The organism is Bacillus sp. AFS018417, from assembly GCF_002560985.1.
Classification (GTDB): Bacteria; Bacillota; Bacilli; order Bacillales; family Bacillaceae_G; genus Bacillus_A; species Bacillus_A rhizoplanae.
The window spans coordinates 14,088-32,727 of record NZ_NTTM01000079.1 but is presented as its reverse complement, the minus strand read 5'-3'; the positions used below and the strand labels follow the sequence as shown (position 1 = coordinate 32,727).

At 34.0% G+C, this 18,640-nt stretch carries 20 protein-coding genes and 2 pseudogenes; 4 read left to right on the top strand and 18 right to left on the bottom strand.

All coding sequences use genetic code 11. From position 1 onward, the window contains the following. Positions 1 to 517: 517 nt before the first annotated feature. The 3 genes from CN326_RS22555 to CN326_RS22545 form a co-directional block, all read right to left on the bottom strand. Positions 518 to 883 (bottom strand): hypothetical protein, encoded by a 366-nt coding sequence (locus CN326_RS22555; protein ID WP_098311199.1) that lies wholly within the window; start codon positions 881 to 883, stop codon positions 518 to 520. Positions 884 to 1,409: 526 nt separating this feature from the next. Continuing rightward, entirely contained in the window at positions 1,410 to 2,303 is an 894-nt protein-coding gene (locus CN326_RS22550) for a mechanosensitive ion channel family protein (protein ID WP_098311198.1), read from the bottom strand. Positions 2,304 to 2,606: 303 nt separating this feature from the next. Next, entirely contained in the window at positions 2,607 to 2,825 is a 219-nt protein-coding gene (locus tag CN326_RS22545) for a hypothetical protein (protein WP_098311197.1), read from the bottom strand. 623 nt (positions 2,826 to 3,448) lie between these two features. Here CN326_RS22545 and CN326_RS22540 point away from each other — a divergent pair. Next, the gene (locus tag CN326_RS22540; protein ID WP_098311196.1) at positions 3,449 to 4,216 is read left to right on the top strand and encodes a DUF2628 domain-containing protein; all 768 of its coding nucleotides are present in this window, start codon (positions 3,449 to 3,451) and stop codon (positions 4,214 to 4,216) included. Between the two features lie 364 nt (positions 4,217 to 4,580). Here CN326_RS22540 and CN326_RS22535 read toward each other — a convergent pair whose 3' ends face one another. The 6 genes and pseudogenes from CN326_RS22535 to CN326_RS22510 all read right to left on the bottom strand — a co-directional run bounded on the left by CN326_RS22535 (position 4,581) and on the right by CN326_RS22510 (position 8,765). Further along, positions 4,581 to 5,255, bottom strand: a complete 675-nt coding sequence (locus CN326_RS22535) for a hypothetical protein (protein WP_098311195.1) — start codon at positions 5,253 to 5,255, stop codon at positions 4,581 to 4,583. A 517-nt stretch (positions 5,256 to 5,772) separates the two neighbouring features. Then, positions 5,773 to 6,327: pseudogene (locus CN326_RS22530) on the bottom strand (class I SAM-dependent methyltransferase). A 63-nt stretch (positions 6,328 to 6,390) separates the two neighbouring features. Continuing rightward, positions 6,391 to 6,819 (bottom strand): YkvA family protein, encoded by a 429-nt coding sequence (locus tag CN326_RS22525; protein ID WP_255258192.1) that lies wholly within the window; start codon positions 6,817 to 6,819, stop codon positions 6,391 to 6,393. A 57-nt stretch (positions 6,820 to 6,876) separates the two neighbouring features. After that, complete coding sequence (locus tag CN326_RS22520; protein ID WP_098311193.1) at positions 6,877 to 7,431, bottom strand: GNAT family N-acetyltransferase; 555 nt, start codon at positions 7,429 to 7,431, stop codon at positions 6,877 to 6,879. A 218-nt stretch (positions 7,432 to 7,649) separates the two neighbouring features. Next, the gene (locus CN326_RS22515) at positions 7,650 to 8,141 is read right to left on the bottom strand and encodes a hypothetical protein (protein ID WP_098311192.1); all 492 of its coding nucleotides are present in this window, start codon (positions 8,139 to 8,141) and stop codon (positions 7,650 to 7,652) included. 99 nt (positions 8,142 to 8,240) lie between these two features. Next, positions 8,241 to 8,765 (bottom strand): GNAT family N-acetyltransferase, encoded by a 525-nt coding sequence (locus tag CN326_RS22510; protein ID WP_255258191.1) that lies wholly within the window; start codon positions 8,763 to 8,765, stop codon positions 8,241 to 8,243. A 150-nt stretch (positions 8,766 to 8,915) separates the two neighbouring features. Here CN326_RS22510 and CN326_RS25625 point away from each other — a divergent pair. Beyond that, positions 8,916 to 9,077, top strand: a pseudogene (locus tag CN326_RS25625) (IS66 family transposase); the annotation flags it as partial. 133 nt (positions 9,078 to 9,210) lie between these two features. Here the strand turns inward: CN326_RS25625 and CN326_RS22500 are convergent. Continuing rightward, a complete protein-coding gene (locus tag CN326_RS22500) occupies positions 9,211 to 10,080 on the bottom strand; it encodes a LysR family transcriptional regulator (RefSeq protein ID WP_098311191.1) in 870 nt (289 codons plus the stop codon). A gap of 97 nt (positions 10,081 to 10,177) precedes the next feature. On the opposite strand from CN326_RS22500, the gene CN326_RS22495 reads away from it, so the two are divergent. Then, on the top strand, positions 10,178 to 11,089 hold the full coding sequence (locus CN326_RS22495; RefSeq protein WP_098311190.1) for a DMT family transporter: 912 nt from the start codon (positions 10,178 to 10,180) through the stop codon (positions 11,087 to 11,089). A 74-nt stretch (positions 11,090 to 11,163) separates the two neighbouring features. Here the strand turns inward: CN326_RS22495 and tnpA are convergent, their stop codons facing one another. The 3 genes from tnpA to CN326_RS22480 form a co-directional block, all read right to left on the bottom strand. After that, a complete protein-coding gene (tnpA, locus tag CN326_RS22490) occupies positions 11,164 to 11,397 on the bottom strand; it encodes an IS66 family insertion sequence element accessory protein TnpA (RefSeq protein WP_098311189.1) in 234 nt (77 codons plus the stop codon). Between the two features lie 100 nt (positions 11,398 to 11,497). Next, positions 11,498 to 12,064 (bottom strand): hypothetical protein, encoded by a 567-nt coding sequence (locus tag CN326_RS22485; protein ID WP_098311188.1) that lies wholly within the window; start codon positions 12,062 to 12,064, stop codon positions 11,498 to 11,500. A gap of 308 nt (positions 12,065 to 12,372) precedes the next feature. Beyond that, positions 12,373 to 13,392 (bottom strand): zinc-binding alcohol dehydrogenase family protein, encoded by a 1,020-nt coding sequence (locus CN326_RS22480; RefSeq protein WP_098311187.1) that lies wholly within the window; start codon positions 13,390 to 13,392, stop codon positions 12,373 to 12,375. A gap of 146 nt (positions 13,393 to 13,538) precedes the next feature. Between CN326_RS22480 and CN326_RS22475 the strand changes: the two genes are divergently transcribed. Next, on the top strand, positions 13,539 to 13,898 hold the full coding sequence (locus CN326_RS22475; protein ID WP_098311186.1) for a winged helix-turn-helix transcriptional regulator: 360 nt from the start codon (positions 13,539 to 13,541) through the stop codon (positions 13,896 to 13,898). Positions 13,899 to 13,961: 63 nt separating this feature from the next. Here CN326_RS22475 and CN326_RS22470 read toward each other — a convergent pair whose 3' ends face one another. From CN326_RS22470 to CN326_RS22450, 5 genes are all read right to left on the bottom strand, one after another. After that, complete coding sequence (locus CN326_RS22470) at positions 13,962 to 14,636, bottom strand: HAD family hydrolase (protein WP_098311185.1); 675 nt, start codon at positions 14,634 to 14,636, stop codon at positions 13,962 to 13,964. Positions 14,637 to 14,663: 27 nt separating this feature from the next. Beyond that, positions 14,664 to 15,209 (bottom strand): GrpB family protein, encoded by a 546-nt coding sequence (locus CN326_RS22465; protein WP_098311184.1) that lies wholly within the window; start codon positions 15,207 to 15,209, stop codon positions 14,664 to 14,666. 361 nt (positions 15,210 to 15,570) lie between these two features. Next, entirely contained in the window at positions 15,571 to 17,025 is a 1,455-nt protein-coding gene (locus CN326_RS22460; RefSeq protein WP_098311183.1) for a sodium:solute symporter family protein, read from the bottom strand. Positions 17,026 to 17,041: 16 nt separating this feature from the next. Continuing rightward, positions 17,042 to 17,248, bottom strand: coding sequence for a DUF3311 domain-containing protein (locus CN326_RS22455; protein ID WP_098311182.1), 207 nt, complete (start codon positions 17,246 to 17,248; stop codon positions 17,042 to 17,044). Positions 17,249 to 17,646: 398 nt separating this feature from the next. Further along, positions 17,647 to 18,525 carry a methyltransferase domain-containing protein gene (locus CN326_RS22450; RefSeq protein ID WP_098311181.1) on the bottom strand — a complete coding sequence of 293 codons (879 nt, stop codon included), beginning with the start codon at positions 18,523 to 18,525 and terminating at the stop codon, positions 17,647 to 17,649. Positions 18,526 to 18,640 lie beyond the last annotated feature (115 nt).

The window sequence follows — 18,640 nt, the reverse complement described above, 5'->3', positions numbered from 1 at the left end:
AACAATTGGGGGGCAGTTCAAACATTTGGTCTCTCTTTTTTGTTAACTAAACAAATATCAAAATATTTCTATTATAGGACACAAAAAGACAATATGGTATGAAAAATCCCATTCCGTACCATATTTTTAAACAACTTTATTATTCGTTAACATCTACAACTATTTTTTAACAGTCTATTACTTTATTCTTTAGTCTAAAACTTTTTTTGAATGAAACATATATTAGTCAATAACTCACTCGTTTGTCTAGATAGCTGATTATTTTTACTTAATTTATAATCCTTTGTTTAGTTGATTATTCTTATTTTTAAGATCCTCGATGCTTCACATCTGCGGATACGCCTCCCGCTATGGGCTATGTCCTCCTCCAAAACCAATTAACCCTTTATATAATTCCTCTGTTTTATACTCTTTCGCGTATAGTATGTAGTCTTTTCTTTTTAACTAATTTATTCTGAAAAGACTACGGAAATTCTTATTGAACTAAAGCACCCGTTACTCTATTTAGTTAGATAAGTTATTTATTAGAAAGATTGTCAATCACTTGAATAGCTAGTTTCAATGCTTTTATTCTTCTTTCTAAAAGCGTTCTTTGGGGACTACCAGCCTTTGACTTAACATAAATGTTCTCAATTGATGGAAGCAAACCAGTAAGAACATTGCGAGCTTCTGTTAAATCTTCCTGGGTGTAATGATGGGGTCTTTGATTCCAAACGTTTTCTAGCATTGCTAAGCCGATGCAAACCGCTTTGAGTCGTTTCTTTACTAAGGTAGTATTTGCGCCTTTCTGAGTCATCTGTGACAAGGCATTTTCGAGTTTACTGATTGTCGATTGTAAAGATTTTATTGACTCCAATTTATCTACATTTGATATGTTTTCCATGTTAGTACTGTCCCTTCTTCGTTTCTGAATTATTTTGCTTGATACTTGATAAAATCGTTAAGAACCTGATTTCACTCGCAATATTTTAACATAAATAACCAACTCTCTTTGAGCGAGATTCTCAACAAACTGGCCCAATTGTTGAACACAAGTTAACTAGCACTCTTCAACTAACCTGCCTGTTAGTCCAATAGGAATTAAACAACTTTATTATTTTTTAAGCGACTTTATTGTAAATTAAACAACTTTTTGTCACTTAACATAATGTTCCTTATTCCACTAACGCACCATCTCAAATTGCTATTTTTTCCACAATTAGTTATTCAAGAATTTGTCCCGATACATAAAGAATAAGCACAATTCTCGCTACAGAATTGCGCCCGAGTGCGGAAGTTACTTTTTTTAGGAGGAATTGTTTAACCCCTTAAGCTCATCGAAATCTGCCGGTCTACAAACCCAAATTCTAAATATAATTTCCAATCACACCTCATGAACTGACCTAGGTTCTCCAATCAGCTAGTTTTCTTTACCTGCTTGGTGAAAGCTGCTCTCCAGGAATCTCCTGTAATTTTTCAGTATGAACGAACATATTCGCTGCTGGCATTTGTACTTGATTCTCATGGAATATAGACATTAGTTCAAACCTTACTTGCCTGGAGGTTTCAAAATACTCCTCAGGTTTAACCAAACCTACAATACAAAATTCATACCCAACATATTTAAGATTTGGATTTAAGTCTGTAACACCAACATATTGAAATGATTCAACAGCCTCGTCCTCTATCCTATATAGGCTTTGTTCCAATTTTTCATTGCAGATAACACATACTTTTTCTAACAATTCCTTTATTCTTGTAGGATCTTCCTGATAACTTACCGTAATCCGTTCAATAACCCGCATCCAGCCTTTATTAAAATTTTGTATCGTTCTAATCTCTCCATGTGGGATGGTAAGGAGTTTTCCCGACCATTCACGAATTTGCATAAAGCGAATACCGATTTCCTCAATGGTACCTGAACTTGTTCCGTTAAAAGTAACAAAATCGCCGACACGAAACTCTTTGTCCGCTAATCTTGCGAACCCTAATATAACATCTTTTAGCATCTGTTGTGCAGCAAAACCGATGACAACTCCGGCAATCCCTGCACCTGCAAGAATACCTTTTATATCTACAAATTGACTAATTAGATAAAAAACAAGACTGATTAAAATTCCATACCTTAAAATTGAACGAATTACACTTTGAATCGTCTGTTCTACTTCTTCATCAAAAAAGCTTGACTTCCTAAAGAACCAATCAATAATACGGTTTATGACAAAGGACAAAGTCATGAGGACCAAAGCAAATAGTATAAATCTTAAAAGTAAAAACTCCCTTACATAATTAAAAAATTCCTCAGTAACAGTTAATAAATTCATCCATCCACTTCCTTAACTATGTATTTTGATTTTTATTCACAGTGCATCTTCAACAATATGAACCTTTAACGAAACAACTTATTGTCACTCAACAGTTCCTTAATCGATCTTTCAATTCCAGATGTTCTTTTCCTTTTTACTATAAATATACCCCTTTAGATTATCTAAAGGGGTATAAAGGTGCAATTTTTTATAAACGGTACGACTTTATTTCAAATCCACATAAGTAATATTTACTCGTGTTAGATATCTAATTAAATCTATTAGTAACAAGGAATCAACAAAAAAAGCCGCATTTGCGACTCATGAACTTATAGAAACTAGTGCACAACCAACTATTATTACTCCTATACACACCGTAATAGCACCGATATTGAAAATAAAGCTGATTAATATTAATGCTAGTGCTTTAGCTACAAATTTATTTCCACGTTCTCTCCATTTTTTAAAAAATGATGTTACAAAGTATCCTAAAGGTAATACTCCGCCTAAAATCATAAGAATTCCTATTATCTTCTCCATCTTTCCTCCTAAAAATCAAAAACCTTTCATATTTTAACTAGGATCTTTGCGAATTATCAATACTAAATTTTAAAAAATCTTATGTTTTCAACCACAACACGATGTATATATGTATATAACGTTAGAAAAAGAATGCCATTTTCTAGAAGCCTCTCTGTTACATTTCAATTTTGATTTTCACATCAAAAAAATAAGACTGACTCATTATGTCAGTCTTTTTTACTGAAAGACAAGAGAAATAAAGTTTGAGGCTTACATTAACAGGAAAGACATGTTGTTTAACAATTATAAGAAAATGAAAGAGGAGTGGGTTTTCCACTCCTTTTATCGCGACATGTTTTTGTTGTTGGCTCTGTGGCAGAACCCCTATAAAGGGAAGCGCTCTTAATTGAGTGCTTTCAATTCATGACTCTTAGTAAATTTATGGATCCATTCATTTGAGGACCATATCGTAGTCGTTCTTGTCGATAGTATTCATATTGATTCATGAGTGTATAAAAGTAGGAATGCGGTAATACATAATGTTTCCTTCATCAAAAAGATAACAAAAAACAGTGGACGACAGCATTTCGCTATCGTATCCTAAAATGTATGCATAAAAACGAAAGGTGAGAAACAAATAGATGAGAGCATTAGATGAACTCGTATCGCAGCAAGAACTACACAAGGTCGTTCGCACGAACACACCATATTATGATTTGAAATGGGGTAAGGTAAAAAATCCAGCGAAGCAGAACACATGGAACTGGGCAGCATTTTTTCTTAATACATTTTGGTTCGCATATCGAAAGATGTACAAACCCTTTATCCTTTTCTTACTCATAGACATTCTTTGGACGATCCCCCCTTATCTTGCAGATATTCCGATTTGGACGGATTTCATTTATTATTTAGTATTATCTTTACTATCTGGATATATGGGGAACCGCTGGTATTACAACCATGTCGAACGCATCATAAAAAAATGTAACACCATATCAGAAACTCAACAAGATGCCTATTATCGTACAAAAGGTGGGACCCATATTGGAATTATGATCGGACTCAATGTTTTGGCGTTTGCAATTGTTTACGGCGCAGAAATGGGGTTGAATTATCTGCCAACCCAAACGAACATCACCAACATTGTACGCGATAGCAACGAAGGGGACACATTAGAAATTTATACGGATCACCCAAAATGGAAATTTATCAAACAAGAAGGGCGTCATTACGTGGTGGAATTCTCGGGGTATGACTATAGCACTAAAGAAAATGTACGCATTGAGTTTTATGTGTACTTAGACAAACAATTGTACGAATGGAAAAACATATATATCAATGGAAAAAAATTAAGCAAAAAGAAAGCGGAAGAATTTGAAGGATGGATTGAAGATGACTCGACGTATTGAACTGATTCGAATTTCTAAGATCAGATAGGATTACTCACATTTCAAAAAGAGCCTCACTTTCGTTGGATAGTCGGGATAACCATCCCGATAAATCCAAAAAATGTCGTGATAAAATGAAGAAAAAACCATAAAAAATAGGCGTATCAAGCAACGTGTTGATACGCCTTAAAACTATATTGTTAAACAACATGTGTCGTCGTGTCGTAATACTTACATTTCCGTCATTATGTTAAATTCAGTATTACATATATTCTCTATGCTCTTTTACACTAACGCACTCGTTAGCCATCCATGAAGCCATGCTTCACCACAGGATATGTAAGAAAATCTTGTTCTTATATGGTAGTAGAACAAGATTTTCTTATTATGTTCCTTGTATTTCAGTTTTTATAACTGAACAATCTTTGCATAAGTAATAATAGATATTCATTTCACCAAGTTGAAAATCGACAACTGAAATAAGTTCCCGTTCCCCAAGATCTTGTGTAATTGTAGCAATGTATTTCATTTCTTTAGAACAAGTTGGACATTCCAAATTGTCTGGAACATCATTGTATAAAGGGGCACCTAATAATCTACATAAATATTCTGAACCAAATAAATCAAAAGCCACCCAGTAGCTTTCTTCATTGGTAGGTATATCTTCATTTTTCATATTAATTAGCTTTACATTTGTTTTTGGGAGGAGCACTGGTAGCCTATATTCCTCTTCCATAATCCAATCTTCCGTATTATCCTGACTTATTATTTGAACTGTTTTACCCCCATTACTTAACTGAAAATATTGAGGCTCCCAAACCATCGCACAGTTCAGGCAAGAAACCAATGGTAAAATATTTAGTTCATCAACTTTAAGTTCAGGAATCCTTTCATCTTTCAAATCAAAACAAAATATTTGATGCATTTTCTCCCCGCATAGCTCACAAACGGGTAAATCACAATCTTGACCGCCGAAATAATGATTATATAAATCCTTTCCTTCAATTACCCGATATCCTTTAATTCCATTCCAGTGTTTTCCATAAGGTTTCTTTGTCATATTAAATCCTCGCTTAAGTAAAGATAAACTTCTACAATCACATCCATGCTCCACAACAACACCACAACATTCTCTACAACACTGTTGTTAGTTTAGTGGTCTGAAGAGGGTCTTATTAAACGATATTCCTCATAACAATATCACGAACATATGTATGATAACAACTATGAATACTATACATAATTAGTATAGATATTTTTTATATAACCACAAAAAAATAAGTAGAAATACATCGTTATATACTTTGTATTCTACTTATTAGTATAGTATTAATAATACGAAAACAGCCTTTAACTATAAGCGAAACTTTACCCTAATATCTACGTTTTTTATAACTACCACTATAGGCTACACCTTCTTGATTCAATACACATGAATAATTATTCCTTTTTTATTCATTTTTAAGCTAGATTATCCTTTTTTGTAGCACTTACGCGTGTAGTATGTAGTCTTTTTATTTTCTCCCCTCTTACTCTTAATAGACTACAGAAACTAACGCATGCGTTGGTTGAATTACTTACCGTTTAATCGCATCAACAATTAGCGATGGAAAACCAAGTTTATCTCCTTGATTTCTAGAATCATACCTTTTTGAACGGAAAATAACACCATCGTTCGCATCCCATTCGTTCTAATAAAATTGCCCATTTTCATCGCAATATTCAAGTAAAACTACTTCAAATCCAGCAGTCTCAAACATTTTAGTTAATGTTTTATAATTATGAACTATTTTATGGCTTGCAGCTGGATGGCGTTTAGGTCCAGGTCCGCCTACTTTAACTATATTTTGGTAGGTTTCATCTGGGAAAAATGCATCAGGGACGCCACAACGAATATGACCTGATGGTTTTAAAAATTTATAACAAATTTTAGCTGCTTTTACACCTTCTTCAAAAGTAAGATGTTCCCATACATGCTCAGCTAAAACAGCTGAAATGGAATTATATTCAAATCTTTCTTCCCAGGTAGTTTCAACTAATAAGCTAAGTTCATCTTCTTGAGTTTGAATCCAACCTGGATTATTGTTAAATGCTCCAACTACTACTTTAATTTCGTTTTGTTTTATTACCATCACTTTCATCTTATAAGAACTTTAATTCATTTTTTATAGTAAACATAGCCCACTCATAACCCATTAATGATTCGTATATGATAAAACAAGTTTTCCAATCCATATAAAAATAATTAGCCAAATACTAATAATAAGAAATCCTGTTATCCAATTTTTAGGTTTATTCATAGATGATTGTCCTTCTATCTTCCTTTTACAATCCTCTAATACTTCTTCAGGGATAAGCTTTAATGCCAAGTAGACACCTAAAGGAACAAGAATGAGATCGTCAAGATACCCTAATATTGGAATGAAATCTGGAATTAAGTCAATAGGGCTGAAAGCATAAGCAACAACAAGCATTGTAAATAACTTAGCATACCAAGGGACTCTTTCATCTCGATATGCTAAATACAGTACAAGAAGTTGTTTCTTTAAGTTTTTAGCCCATTTTTTCATTTTCTGTATAGTTGATAACCCTTTTTCTGTTTGAACTTGTTTATTTTGACTCAAAATATCTCCTCTTCTTTTCATTTTTTGTAGTTTTCTATTCTCAGAGAAAGATTAATATTAGAGATTCCTCTCTTTCTCCCCATCTGTTTTCAAAATTGAATAAACTAAAGCATCATTTGAATGATGATTTTGATAAATATAACCTCTCAATAATCCTTCTTTCTGAAAACCTATTTTCAATAATAAATGAGATGATGCCTCATTTTCAGGATAGGTAATAGCTCCGATACGAAATAAATCTAATTCTTGAAAACCATATTCTAAAACCGCTTTAACAGCTTCAGATGCATATCCTTTTCTCCAAAAAGAAGGATGAATATCGTAACCAATTTCAGCTCGTTTACTCCAAAGTTGTAAATTATTATAACCTACTGTACCGACAAAATCCCCCGTTTCCTTCACAACGATTCCCCAACGAATTGCACGTTTTTCTTGAAAATTTTTCGAAAAAGAATCAATCATTCGAACAACCTGCTCCCTCTCTTGAAAACAATTCATACCATAATAACGTGTTACCTCTTCAAGTGAAAAAATATCATATATATTTTGGCTATACGTTTGATTTATCTCAATTAAACTTAAACGGTCGGTTTCTAGAGTTGGGAATGTCATTGAAATCCTCCTTTATTTTTCATTATTATATTAATAACTATATTTAAGATAATTGAAATAAAAGAATATATATTTACATAGTGACATTATTAAAAAAGAAGGGAGTTGAATATATTGTAATACAATGTGATTAGTGGCAATAAAGATATTTAAAATTCTATTAAAAAATTAACCCTTAATCTCAACAAAATCTTGTAAATTTTTTTCAATATGGTTGTTTATTTTTTTACGGTAAATGGAGAAGTATTTTCAAATATAATATGTAGAGATTCGATAGATGCCTGAAGTCTTTTGTTTTTATCTAGTTCTTCACGTGTGATTGAAAAGTCTTCTAATGTCTCAGGATGATTATAATGCTTTAGTTCTCTTTCAATTTTCTCTAAGAGTGAAAGCATTGATTCATCCTTAAAATACCTTATCCCAGCTTTGAGTGCTGCCCAACTTTGAGGTTGAGCCATAAAATATGCGCTCCACCAGTAGAATTCGGTAAGTGATTTACTTACGTGATTATAGTACGCATAGAACATAAATAACGCTCGTTGACCTTCAGTTAATTGCTCATAAAACTGTTGTTTAATCTGATAACTACTCAAGGTAGTCTGTTCCACTACTCTTTTTTTATAAGTTTTAATAAGAGGTTCAAAGCATCTTTGACTAAGATCAGCACATGTTAATAAATCAAAATCTTGTTTTTTTATCTTGATTTCCAAATAAAATCACCCTCCTAGCTAAATAATACAATACTTCGAAATAAACTATGTAAAAATTAGCATATGGCACAATACGCCGATGAAGTGAATGAAACGATTTTATTGTAAATGCAATGCCATTATAATATTATCTGCATATTGTCCGTTCTCAAATTTAATTTGCTGCTTCTCTCTTCCTTCTTCTTTAAAGCCTATTTTTCCATAAACTTTTATCGCTCTTTCATTTGTTGATATAACACCTAAACAAATTTTTTCTATGCCATCTTGTGTTTTTGCCCAATCTATTAATTGTAAAAGCATTTTTGTTCCTGCACCTTGATTACGATAATTATCTAAAATGCCTATTCCAAATGAGCCGGTGTGATTTAAGCGCTTCATTGAGTTTCTAGTAAACACTAAAAAACCAACAATACGTTCACCGTCTTCTGCAACAAATGTTACACCGCCTTGTTGACTATTTGTTATTGTTCTCTGTTTCTGCATTTCAATATCTACATGAAATTCTTCGCTTGTAACTAGAAAAAACTCATTTTGAGATATAATGCTTTTTCGAATATATAAAATGCATTCTGCGTCTTTTTCTGTTGCCTCTCTTATGAACAATCCAATCCCTCCAATATTCATTCCCTTCTTCTCATTTCTATTTTCCCTTGATTTTAAGTAACACCGTACGTTTGCAATCCCTACTTCCTGTAAATTCAACAGTAAATTCACTGACTCCTGTTAAAAAGAAGACGCTGTATAAAAAGAAGCAAATTGTATCCACAGTTAATTGAGAACGATTTAAGTCCCTATCATTATCTCCACTATTTGTTTGAAACTCTACCAAACATAGATCTAATGAATAAAGAAGAAATAGACAAAGTCTTGCCGTGTTCATCTGATTTACCGTCTATATGCAGAGTACCAATAAAAAATGAAACAAACAAAAAGTAGGCCCGAAATACTCCACTCATGTATTATATTTTAGGGCTACTTGACGTTTACTTTTAAACTTCCATTTCTCGTACAATTTGGACAGAAAATTATAAAGAAAAGGCTCCCCCTTCATATAAGGGATAAGCCTATTTTACAAAGAAAACAGCTCTTGCACCTCTTCAATAAATAATTGGACTGCAAGCGATGATTCCTTTAATGAAGGGACAGCTAGACCAATTTCTCTCCAAACTTGTGGTTCTAGCTCTCGAGTTCGAACATTCGGGGGGAGATTAGATAAGGATAATTCAGCTAAGATGGCCAACCCTAGCCCTTCTTGTATCATATTTAGTGATGTCGTTACGGTAGAAACTGCATATTCAATGCGAAGCGGTACTCCGGCTTGTTTAAACATATCGATAATCGGCGGTTCATATCCCCCTTTAAAAATAATGATTGGTTCATTATTCAAATCCTGTATTGTAATAGCTGATTTCTTATATAGGGTGTGATCATCTCGTAGAACCACAACCATTTTCCCCCTGGTCAATGGGATAATTTCCATTTCTTCATTTGGAAGGATAACTATCCCGATATCTATGACGCGAGACAATAACCAACCTTCTACTTCCTTAAGTGTTCCTTCATAAAGGATCAGCTCTAAGTTCGGATATTTCTGCCGAAAGATGTTAATGATTTTAGGTAAGAAATATGCGGAAGCACTCGGAAAACTTCCAATACGAATTGTCCCTACTTCATGCCCCTTTTCTGCAGCTACTTCTTGTTCCACCTTTTCTATCCCATTCAAAATCTCTCGAATATGAATAAGAATGCGTTTCCCGACATCAGTAAGAATTAATCCTTTTCTCTTATCACGAATGATTAGTGTGACGCCTAATTCTGATTCAATACTAGATATAGCGTGGCTCACAGCTGGTTGTGTCATATTCAGACTTTGAGCAGCTTTCGTGAAACTTCCCATTTCGATGGTTTTTACAAATACTTGAAGTTGCGTAATAGTCATAACTAATTACTTATACTCCTTATAAAAAAGATTCATTTTATTTATTATGTCCAATATCATATCATAGTGAAATGAAATACAACAAGGAGGTCATAACGTGACACAACTTTCGCGAACAAGAATGGCCTTACTTCTCACATTTCTTGTCATCATGTGGGGAATCAATTGGCCTTTGTCAAAATTCGCTCTTCATTATACGCCGCCAGTGTTGTTTGCGGGAATGAGAACAGTGTTAGGCGGATTCATCCTACTTATTTTTGCCTTGCCAAAATATAAAGAGTTGAACTTAAAGAAAACATGGCATTTATACTTTATTTCCGCTTTACTTAATAACATATTATTTTATGGACTTCAGACTATAGGACTTGAATATATGCCAGCTGGCCTGTTTTCAGCTATCGTTTTCCTTCAGCCAGTGCTGCTCGGTATTTTCTCTTGGATTTGGCTCGAAGAAGCAATGTATGGATTAAAAATCTTCGGCTTGATTCTTGGATTTTCCGGTGTGGCTGTTATAAGTTCGAGTGGTTTAAGTGGTCATATTTCTATCGTTGGAATATTACTCGCTTTAGGCTGTTCCCTTGGCTGGGCACTTGGTACGGTGTTCATTAAAAAAACCGGTAATCGTGTAAACGCAATTTGGATGGTTACACTTCAACTGATTATTGGTGGCTTTTTCTTAATCGGGTTTGGATCAGAATTTGAAAGCTGGTCTAGTATTGTTTGGAACGTGCCATTTACATCTATATTATTGTTTGTCTCTATCTTTGTTATTGCATTGGGCTGGTTAGCTTACTTTACACTTATCGGCTCAGGAGAGGCAAGCAAAGTGGGAGCCTATACATTTCTCATTCCACTTATTGCGATTATAACGAGTGCTATTTTTTTACATGAAGCAATTACCCTTAGTCTTTTTGTTGGACTCTTATTCATTGTTGTGAGCATCTGTTGTGTGAATATGAAGCCTAAATCACTTGCAATTAAACAACAAGTTGAACCTAAAAAATGTTAATTAAAATTATTAAAGAAAGCGCCTATTTTTCAACATAGGCGCTTTCAACCACACTATACATGGTGGCACTTCCTCTAGCACCTCGCGATGTGTATGTTTTCTTCTACGACAGGGACATTCATAGAAATCCAATTCACACGCTCATTTTTATTTTGATCTTCAGTTTCAGGTGATAATTTTTTCAGCCAGTAATATAGCCAATGAACTGGTAGGTTCTGTTTTTGACACCAGGAAACGTTTGATAATCCACTGCTTTTATAGTCTTGAATATAAGTTTCCCATTCTTTCTTTAATAGGTGTCTTTTCATAAAAAAACCTCCACATGTAGTATGTAAGGAGATTATCTCAGGAGTTAATGACAAATTGTAGGTGGGGAATATTTGACGCTTACAGTTAATTCAAGAATCATTATTTTGATTCTTTCACTTTCACAGGCATACTTCCAATCACATTTGCTCCATTTTTTAAAGTTATTTTTACATTTCCAGATTCTTTAAACGTATAAGGAGACAGTTCATAAATTTCTTTTATTTTAAATTTCTGATTCAAGTCTTGTATAGATCTAGCCGTAAGCAGAGACATTTTAGGTTCCCAAACTTCTTCTTTGCCAGATGGATACGTGATGAATATTCGAACATCCGCTGGATGAATGTCTTCCCAAAGTATGATATACATTTGTGTTTCTTGGCCTTTTTTAATCAACGCATCCGAATAATACCCTAACTCTCCAATGTTTCCAAAAACAGTATATTTCTCATTATCTATTGTAATATCAATATACGGGAGTTTATATGTCATTTTATGATATATTCCGTAAGCAATACAAAAGGTAGAAATAATCGTAAGTCCTATAAGGAATTTTTTCAGTTGTTTCCCTTGAAAACTCACCATCATAACCGAGTTTGGAGCGAATTTTTCTGCTAATAAAAAAACAAGGATCACAATTAAAATTCCAATCCCAATAAAAATATACATACAATTCCCTCCCGCTAGATACATGTAAATTGCACCTCTTAAAAGCTTTTTCTCACCGCCCCCTCGTTTTCCTTCCTAATCACAATAAAAAATTTGAAGGTGAAAAAACTCACTCTTCTACAGCAATTAAATATTACTTACAAGGTGTTTTCTCTGAAATAATATATATATGAACGATCCTATAAAATTAGAAAAGAACAGGCCGTTTATTTTCGGAAAAGATAAACGGGATACATTTTCATCCATGTAAAAATGGAGCCGTAATACATACAGCTCCATTTTCCATATATCACTATTCATTTATAGTTTCAAAATGTTTCTAATACAATTTTCCCAACCGTACTTCCTGTTTCAATCATCGCATGCGCTTTTCTAATATTAGCAGCGTGAATTGGCGATAACGTCTTGTTTAATGTCGTCTTAATCGTATTTTGCTCAAGCAATTCACTAACTTGATTTAATAAGAGATGTTGATTAATCATATCTTCTGTATGGTACATAGGTCGTGTAAACATGAATTCCCAAACAAATGTAGCACTTTTACTTTTTAATAAACCTAATGCTAATGGTTTCTCATTTTCTACAATAGAACAAATCCCACCTTGTGGTTTAATTAATTCTGCCATGCCATTCCAATGTTGATCTGTATTATTTAAGCAAAAAATGTAATCGACCTCTGCTATTTCAATCTGTGACAATTGTTCTTTAAATGATTTATGGTGGTTGATCACATAATCAGCACCTAAGTTTTCTACCCAATCTTTCGTTTCAGTTCGAGAGGCTGTTGTAATGACATTAAGACCCGCCCATTTCGCTAATTGTATTGCAATAGATCCTACACCACCTGCGCCGCCAATGATTAAAATATTTTGGGATTTGTTCTTTTCCTTATTATTAAAATCAATTGCTAAACGTTCAAACATTCCTTCCCACGCTGTAATAGCTGTTAAAGGTATAGCAGCTGATTGTGCGTGAGTTAAATTTTTCGGTTTTGTTCCAACAATTCTTTCATCTACTACATGATATTCACTATATGTACCAGGTCTTGTAATACTCCCTGCATAGAAAACTTCATCACCCGGTTGAAATAATGTACACTCTTCCCCAACTTCTACAACAACGCCACTAGCATCCCATCCAAGTATTTTTGGCTCTTCTTCTTTCTTATCTTTTGGCGCTCGAACTTTTGTATCAACGGGATTAACAGAAATGGCATGGATTTTAACGAGTAAGTCCCTTCCTTTCGGTATAGGTCTTGGTAATTCAATATCAATCAAACTGTTCTCATTTTCGATTGGTAAATATTCTAATAAACCAATTGCTTTCATGTTCATTTCCTCCGTTTAATAAAATTTGTCTTCTCCTTGCATTATAAATTGCAAAATTAAATTATGTAAGAAGGCACATTCATGTAGTATAGTATCATTAGTGTTACTGTTACCATCAATAATTATTACTATGGAGTGCTGTCTTTATGAGGAATAGAAAAAGCGGTTATGGTTGCCAGGAGGGTTGTCCTGTTGAAATAACACTAGATGTTATCGGCGGAAAATGGAAAGGTGTTATTTTGTATCATCTATTAGATGAAAAAAAGCGTTTCAATGAGTTACGAAGATTAATCCCCGGCATTACACAACGAATGTTATCTTTACAATTAAGCGAACTAGAAAATGACGGAATTGTACATAGAAAAGTTTACCCAGAGGTTCCCCCTAAAGTAGAGTATTCTTTAACTGATTTCGGAAGAACGCTAGAGCCGATTATTGTCCAAATGAGGAATTGGGGAAAAACATATCAATCGAGATTAATGGAGAAATCAGAAAAATTGAAATAGGAAGCTGAATTATATCAGCTTCCTATTTTTTAATACAAAATGGGTATTTATCAAATAACTTTGTCACAGTTCCCTAGTAACAATATTAACTATGGATAATAACTCTTTTAAATCATCGATTACATGTTCATCTGTAAACGGATTTCCCCAATATGTATCCTTCTTCCATATTGCATGCATTCCTACATTCCGAGCTCCTACTACATCATTCTCTGGATGATCACCTACATATACACTTTCTTCAGAACTGACACCTAATCTTTCTAAAGCTCTTAGGAAGATTTCAGCTTGAGGTTTTTTAAGGCCTTCTTGCTCTGAAACTAATATGATATCCATGTACTTATCAATCCCTAGAGCACGAATATTCAGTAACTGGAATTCAGTGAATCCATTTGTAATCATACCTAATAATATCCCGCTATTTTTAAGCTCTTGTAATACGTGCTCCATGTTAGAAAAAGGAATACAGTGATGTTGAAAGTTGCTTATGTAATCCTCTAACAGCTGCTCCCAAGTTAAACTAGAGATAACATATTCTTGGAGTAATCGCTCATATACTTTGTCTTTCCAAACATAGCCCTTATTATCTAATTCAATAAATCGATTTATATATAGCTCTTCAGGTACATGTTCTAGTTCATTGATGTACCTCTTATATTGATCTTTAATGAAGAGTTTAAGAGAACTATCTCTATCTAATAGAGTTCCATCTAAATCGAAAATAACAGCTTTAACCATTCTTTCGCCCCCTTACTTAAGCGATTGTTACGCATCTGATTTTGGAGGAATCCATCCCGTATTTTGACTCCATTTATCCGCTTTTCTAAGAATCTCCCAAATTAGAGGATCTTTTGCTTCCGTATACATACCTCGATCATTTACGTATTCTTTAACTAGTTTATATTTTAAGTCTTCATATCGTTTACAGTCTTCTGGATGATTGCGCATATAATCTCTAAATAAGAGCGCAAGTTGCTCAGGCCAACTCCCTTCGCGTCTCACATGTATATGCGTTCTCTTGTTACCAGGGGCTTCACGAAAATAACGTTTAGAACGATCTGAATTATCCGCCCTATGAATGAACCCTAAACTTTCTAGAGGTTCCCTAAAGGAATCCAATAATTCTAATGTTCTTACAGAAATTTGTACATCAATAATTGGTTTTGCCGCTAAACCAGGTATTGATGTAGAACCAATATGGTCAATTCTTATCGCAACGTCCTCTAAAACAACTCTTAGCGAATTACCTAGATCTTGAAATTCTCTTGGCCATTCACTTTTATAAGGTACTACAATAATTTTATCTGACATTCAAATCCCTCCCCAAACCCGTTATCAGATTCTTATTATATATCTCCTATTACATATCAATATTTTACTATAGACAATCCTAATAATATGAATTTCACAGGAGTAAAAAATACATTTCTATCATACCTAAAGGATTTTAACTGTAAATTGAAGTATAGAAATATGCATGCTATTGAAGGAGGCTGGAGAATGGAGATTAATTGGATACAATTGATGTTTTGTCCTTTTATGGTTGCCTTAATCATTATTTCTCTGATTGGAATATATTTTAGAAAATCAAGCATATACCAATACAAAATTAAATTGAAATAGGAAGCTGCATTATATCAGCTTCCTATAATTTTTAAAAATATATTTAAGATTAGCTCCCCACATGTTTTTGTGACGAAATTGAAGGCTGACTAGAATTTTCTTGTTTTGTGATAGGAGATACGAAGATTGGATTACTTTTAAATAACACACTGACTGCATATGCAACGATTACATTTAATATAAGAGCAATAAGGCCGATATTTATATTGTAAATACTAATTTTCCCTATACTCATTCCAAGTACCGCCACATCTCCGACAAGAATACCTGCAGCAATTCCAATTGGAGTAAGTTTACGGATAAAGAAAACACCGATAAATCCTGGAAGAATCTGTCCAAATCCATAGTAAGCTGTATTAACAAGAGATATCATTAAGCTAGGAGCAAAAATCGTTATGGCCATAGATAGCAGTAAGTATAAGATGACTACAGCTTTAATTGATTTTAGCTGCGCTTGTTCCGAAATATTCTTTATAAGATTACGGGAAACTAAGGCACCAATGACGAGACTAATCATAGATAGTACTACAATGCCTGATAACACTGCTCCTGCTGCAATGACGCCAATTAACCATGGAGGCAGCAGAGAAATTGCCGTAGCCATAAATGCACTGTTAGGTTTGTCTAGATTTGGTATTGTAGCCAGAGCAAAATACGAGATGATAATTAAAAACGGAAACATGAACATATAGAGCGGCATGACAATCTGTGCTTTTTTTACCGCTCGTTCAGAACGACCAGTAAAAAATACACCTGTAACATGAGGAACTGCATAAAATGCAAATGCTTGAAAAATGATAGTTGAAATGGCAAAGTTCATATCCATTGGTTTGTCAACTTTGACTAAAGCCCCCTGTTGTTTCGCCATTTCAAATAGGTGGGACACACTGCCAACCTTGTGTAAAACTGCTCCGCCTACAATCACAATAGCAAGAAACATCAGGATATCTTTTACGATAGAAATAATAGCCGGTGCTTTGACACCTGATACCGATATGTATATATAAGCCATAACTCCAGCGATAATAGTCGCTACAGGAGCTGATAAGTGAAACCCCAGTGCATTTAAAGAAACAACCAGCCCTTCGAATTGTAATTGAGCCCATGGAATCAAAAAAATAAGGGCTGTTATGGTAACAGTCAATTCCAGACCTCGGTGCGAGTAATGACCTTTAAAAATATCCGCTATGGTCATAGCACCGTACTGCTTACCTGCCCTCCAAATTAAAGGTGCAAAGAAATAGCCGACAGCATAAGCCAATAAGATATACCCTAAAAACCATATTCCATAACTTGGCCCTTTTGCATATACACCACCTGGAAATCCTAAAATCGTACCTACACCGTAGATTTCACCCACAGCTAAGAAAAATAGCAATATAGCGTTAAATTGTCGGCCTCCTACTAAATATTGCTCTACGCTGATTTGCTCACTCTTCTGTCTTGAATATACAGCATACAGAATAGTAGAAAGTATGATAACAGAAAAAATAATAAGTGACATACGGTATCCCCCTTTTCTATAAATCCCCCTTCAGATTATGACGATCATACAACATCCAAGATAACCAAAGACAAAGCGAGGTAAGCGGCAGCCATAGAAAAATCCAAAAATAAATGATTGGGAACCCCATGATGCTTATATCAGATGATGCAATAAATGGTAAGACACCAACAATAGCTGCAAACGGAATAATCATTCCAATAAGAATACTGCCGAACTTCATAGTGTACACCTCCTTTCAAAATAATATGACAATTTATAGAATTATCATTTTCTACATAAAATGGTAATTTCCTTTTTTGATTCAAAATTAATAACAATGAATATAGACCAAAACATATAAAAACACGGCCGACAAGTAAAATCGGCCGTGCTATTTGTAAAGTCATAACTTATCTTACACGATTTTGGTGATATCGAAACATAAGAAGCCAAGTGATGCTAAAAATAGGGAAAATAGCACATTAGTACGAATTAAGATCATAAGAGCCTCGCCCATCCCATCTTGATAGATAAATTGAACTACCCCCACCTACCGTTTCGCTCTTGAGATGAGGGTCTGCTCGCCAGATATGATAAATAAGCAGTTTTCTTCATTTTGAATTCTAAAACCTATGTTTCTTATTTTTTTACCACTCCAAAAGTAATTTTCATACTTGGGGCGTAGATTAAAGAGGAATTAATATTAAATGCTTTAGAAAATCGTAGTTCTGCTTCATACTGATCCTGTGCTTCAGTAAATGTAGCCCCTCGATTTACTAAGTTCTCAATAAACTCTTTCCTTTCAGTAGGAGCTGCACCTAATCCTTCTTCTTTGAGTGAATCATATAATCTCTGTTTATCTGTTTCGTTTATATTAGAGTCTAGAAAATTAACTTTATCACTAACTCGGCAATCAATATTTTTTACACCTAATTCGCTCAGATAGATCGGTAACTTACTCCCGATGTTTCCATCTTTTCCATTTCGTTTTGTATCTTCCTCGAACAGTTTTTGAAGAAAACCAAGCTGAATAATTTCTGATTGGTCGTGTTTGTTAAGGTTGTACGAAGACATATTGGAAATCCAGTGCGGTTCAAAACATATGATATTACCTTCATCAACGACTGAATGAATCATTTTCTGCAACATTTTTATCGGATCAGCCATATGTAACAAAAAGGCATGACACACCGCTATGTCATACTTACTCTCTAATTCAATTTCAGTAACATCAGCTTCAATAAATTCAGCTTCATATGGAAGGTCCTGAAACAGATTCTTTGCTGTATGAATCAATTGCTGTCCTTTATCAATACCTGTATATCTTGAACCTAGTGGTAACAGGGGTAACAGTTTAAGTCCTAAATATCCATACCCGCATCCAAAGTCAATGATATGTACGGGTTTAGAAATTTTCCAAACTGAATTCACTAAAAACCCTAAATAGTCATCGTTATAATATAAATCTCTTGTATTCCTTAAATAATCCAACTTATTATCCCAATAATAATCTTCCAATATAACAAGCTCCTTTCTCCATGTTTAGTTAGTATTTTGAGTTAACTTAAGTCACAAAAGCAGAAATTAATTTCAGTGAAGCTTTATCCTTCATCTACGAATGTTTATGTTCTCT